The organism is Thiomonas sp. TH-17 (assembly GCF_057473305.1).
The window spans coordinates 1-4248 of record NZ_JBYCKI010000259.1; the positions used below are offsets into that span (position 1 = coordinate 1).

A 4248-nucleotide genomic window follows, 5' to 3' on the forward strand; every position below is an offset into this window, starting at 1 on the left:
CGGCATTGCGCGCCCGAGCGCGCAGGGGGTTGGAAGTGTGCAAGTTGTTCTCCTTGGCGATGGCGGGTTGTGCAACAACCGGCGGCGACCACCGCTTTGTGCCGGTTGCAGGCGAGGGATGAGTGCGATCGGTAAGAGTCTTCATTCGGGCGCCTGGTTCCGGGGATGGGCCACGCCAAAACGCAGCGCCAAAGAGGGCAGCACGAACAGGTTGTAGAGCAGGCTGGTGAGTAGTCCGCCCAGCAGCGCCACAGCCATCGGCCCTTCGATTTCGCGCCCTGGGGCATGCAGGCCCAGCGCCAGCGGCAGCACGCCCAGTGCAGTGACCAGGCTGGTCATCACGATGGCGGCCAATCGGTCGGCGACGGCGCGCTGCAAGGTGTCGGTATTCCAGTCCAGACCCTGCTCGCGCTGCAATTGCGCGGCGTGGGCGAAGATGAGAATGGCATTGCGCAGGCTGATGCCCATGAGCGCGAGCAGGGCGATCACCGCCCCCAGAGACAGCACGCCGCCCACCAGCCAGGCGGCGAACACGCCGCCCGCCCAGGCGGTGGGAACCGAGAGCAGCACCAGCAGGACCTGCCGCGTCGTGGTGGAAGCGGCCTGGAGCGGCGTGGCCGCATGCCCATCCTGCGCATGGGGCCTGCGCCCCAAGGCCATCGACAGCAGCAGGATCAATCCGGCCAGCACCCCGAGCACGTCCACGCCCAGCCGCTGCAGCGTGGCGCTGCGCTGCGCCGCCTCGCCCTCGAATTGCAGGGTGATGCCTGGCGGCAACTGCACCTGCCGGGCAATGGCCTCGCGTGCGCGGTGCACGAAGCCGGTGAGATTGGCCGACGTGGTGGAGGCCAGCACGGTCTGCACCCGCTCACCGCCCAGATGGCGGATGTCCGACGGGCCGCTGGCTGCGGTGATGTGCGCCAGTTGCGACAGCGGCACGAAGCCCAGCGCAGGTGTGTGGATGCGCAGATCTCCCAGCGCCTGTGGATTGTCGCGGGCGCTTCGGTTCAGAACCACGCGCACCGGCACCGGCACCGCGCCGTGGAACACCGTGCCGGTGATGCGGCCGGCAAACGCGGTTTGGATGGTCTGAAGCACCGGGAGCGGCTGCAGCCCCCAGCGGCGCAGCGCCTGCGCATTGAGGGCGATGTCGAGTTGCGGCACGCCGGGCGGGGCTTGCAATTGCACGCCTCTGGCTGTGGGCAGGCGGCTCAGCACAGCGGCAACCCGCGTGGCCACGGCATCGAGGGTGCGCAGATGGTTGCCCAGCACATGCACCACCAGCGGCGCGCCCGCGCCACTGGCCACGGTGTTGTCCATGCGCTCGGTGAGAAAACTATTGACGCGAAAACTGGCACCGGCGAAGCCGCCGAGCACGCGCTCGATAGCTGCCAGCGCTTGCGCCGAATCGGCGCCCGGCTTGAGGTTCACGTCGAGCGAACTGCTTTGTGTGCCGGAGGCATCTGGAGACAGTGTGGCCCGGCCAGTGTGTTGCGCCACCAGTCGCACCTCGGGCAGTTGTTCCAGCGCCCGTGTCACGCGCGCGCCCTCGTCCAGCGAGGCCGTGATGGACGCCCCTGGCGCCAACCGCATGTGGACGATGTACTGCCCCTCCTGCAGTGGCGGCAGAAAGCTGCCCCCCATGCCTCGCGCCAGCAGCGCCGCTCCGGCGACAAGCAGGAGTGTGATGAGTGCTGCAGGCGCCCAGTGTGGCAGCAGGCGGTGGAGCAGGGCGCTGTAACCACGTTGGGCGACGCGTACCGGGGCAGGCGTATGAAGCCGGTGATCGCGTCCGGCCAGCAGCAGCGCGGCCAGCGTTGGCGTGACCGTGAGCGCCACTCCAAGCGAGGCCAGCACCGCCAGCGCATACGCCTGCGCCAGCGGCGCGAACAGGCGGCCCGACAACCCCGGCAACAGCAGCACCGGGACGATGACCAGCAGCACCGCGGCGGTGGCGTAGACCACCGCGCCGCGCACTTCCAGGCATGCGGCGAGGATGACGCGCAGCGGCGGCTGCGGTTGCGCGGTCGCGGCGTTAGCGCGCAGTCGGCGCAGGATGTTCTCGACGTCGATCACCGCGTCGTCCACCACCACGCCGATGGCGATCGCCAGGCCGCCGAGGGTCATCACATTGAGCGTGACCCCCATCCACACCAGCACGGTGACGGCGGCAAGCAACGATAGCGGAATGGCGAGCGACGAGATCAGCGCCGCCCGCCAGTCCAGCAGCGTGAGGGCGATGACCAGCACCACCAGCAGAGCGCCCAGCAGCAGCGAGTCGCGCACATTGCGCATCGCGATGGTGATGAAATCGGCCGGGCGGAACAGGTTGGCGTGCAGGGTGATGCCTTGTGCCGCAAGCCCGGCCCGGTGCCGCTGCAGCACGGCCTGCACGCCGCGCGTCACCTGCAGGGTGTTGGCGCCGTAGGACTCTTGAATTTTGAGGATGACTGCTGGCTGGCCGCTGATAGCGGCGCCGCCGATGGCGGGCAGCGAGGCATAGCCCACCTGCGCCACATCGCCCAGGGTGATTGAGCCGTCTGGCGTGGCGCGCAGCACGGTGGCCGATAGCGCCTGTGGCGTGTCGGCCGCGCCGTGGCTGACCAGCAGCACGCGCTGCTCCGGCGTGGGCATGAAGCCCGCGCCCATCAGCCCCGAGGCGTGCTGAGTTGCCGCCAGCACTTGGTGCAGATCGAGATGAAAGCGCTGCAGCGCCTGCGGATCGACCCGCACCTGCAGTGCGCGCACTTGCTGGCTGAACACCAGCACATTGGCCACGCCAGGCACCGCCATGAGCTGCGGGCGAATGTCCCATTGCGCGATGGATTGCAGGTCCATCAGGCTCTTTTGATGCGAAGTCAGCCCGGCCATCAACACCGTGCCTGTGCTGGAAGTCAGCGGAATCAGCCGTTGCGGCCCGACGCCCGCAGGCAGATGCACGCTGGCGAGGTGTTGCGCCACGCGCCAGCGGTCTTCTTGCAGCTTGGTGTCCGCCTCGAAATACAGCTTCAGAATGGAAATGCCGGGTAGGCTTTTCGACGCCACCTGCCGCACGCCCAGCAGCCCGCTGGACGCCGCCTCCAGCGGATTGGTGACGAGCAGTTCCACCTGCTCGGGCGACAGGCCGACGGCTTCGGTCTGCACCTTCACCATCTTGGCGGCGAATTCCGGAAACACATCGGTACTCGCCTTGCGCGCCACATTGACAGCCAGCGCTGCGAGCAGCACGGCCAGCGCCAGCACCACGCCACGGCGGCGAATGCTCAAGGCGATGAGCGCGGCTTGCAAACCCGAGGCGCGGGCCATCAGTCGTCGTCTCCGCCAACAGCGGGCAGGGCGTGCGGCTTTGGTGGCGGCGTCAGCACCAGTCCGGCACCGCGCGTCACCACATCCACCGCGCCCCAGCCCGGTTGCACATACCCCCCATGCAACGGCCAGGCGGTGGAAACCTTGCGCGCCGTGAATTGGCGGGCCTTGTCTTTGGCTGCGGTGGCAACGAACACGACCGCCTCTGCGTCAGTCCACACCACACTGCTGGGCGGCAGCCTGACGCCAGATTGCGCCCGTGCGGACTGCACTTCGGCCACCAATTCCAGCCCCGGCATCAGACCGGGTGCAGCGGGCGCAATGAGCACCTCGCGCCATCCCTGCAACTGGCTGGAGGCCGCAGCCGCCGGGCCGATGACGCGGGTGTGCACAGTGCGCTGGCTGCCTGGAATATGCAGTTCGACTTGCGCTGTCTGGGGCAGGGCTCGGCCCGGCGGCAAAGTGAGATCGACGATGAGTTCGCTCCCATTCAGAATGGCCTGGCGCAGCGCAGCTTGCCTGCTCAGTTGCGACGCCAGCGCCGTGCCAAGCTGGGCGGTGAGCTGTGCTTGAGCCACTTCCACTGCCGCATGTGCGCTGTCGACCTCGGCCCGCGCTTGCTCGGCGGCTGCCTGCGCTTGCTGCACTTCGGCCAGCGCGACATTTTGTCCGGCCTCGAATAGCCCCTGATCGCGCTCGGCCTGCATGGCGGCGAGTTGCAGGCTGCTTTGCGCGACCTTGAGCCGCGACCTTGCCGCGTCCAGTGCACTCAGGCTGCGCAGCAAACCCGTGGGGCTCTGGACGGTGGCGCTGGCGGTGAATCGCGTGCGGTAGCTCGCGGGCGTGAGGTGCTCGATCCGCAAGTCGGCCGACCGTATCTGCTCTGCGCTCCACCGCACGGGGCGCGGCAAGGCGGCCTGCGCCGAAGTTGCCCCCAGCCAG

At 68.5% G+C, this 4248-nt stretch carries 2 protein-coding genes; both read right to left on the reverse strand.

Features of this window, described 5'->3' with window-relative positions; translation table 11 throughout:
• Nucleotides 1-141 precede the first annotated feature (141 nt).
• On the reverse strand, nt 142-3306 hold the full coding sequence (locus AC2VLV_RS15060) for an efflux RND transporter permease subunit (protein ID WP_486990759.1): 3165 nt from the start codon (nt 3304-3306) through the stop codon (nt 142-144).
• A partial coding sequence (locus tag AC2VLV_RS15065) for an efflux RND transporter periplasmic adaptor subunit (protein WP_486990760.1) occupies nt 3306-4248 on the reverse strand: 943 nt, incomplete at its 5' end. The genes AC2VLV_RS15065 and AC2VLV_RS15060, both read right to left, overlap by 1 nt.

What these genes read in the sequence shown, in the direction of transcription:
- AC2VLV_RS15060 (WP_486990759.1), bottom strand. Translation starts at nt 3,306, where the DNA reads ATGGCCCGCGCCTCGGGTTTGCAAGCCGCGCTCATCGCCTTGAGCATT.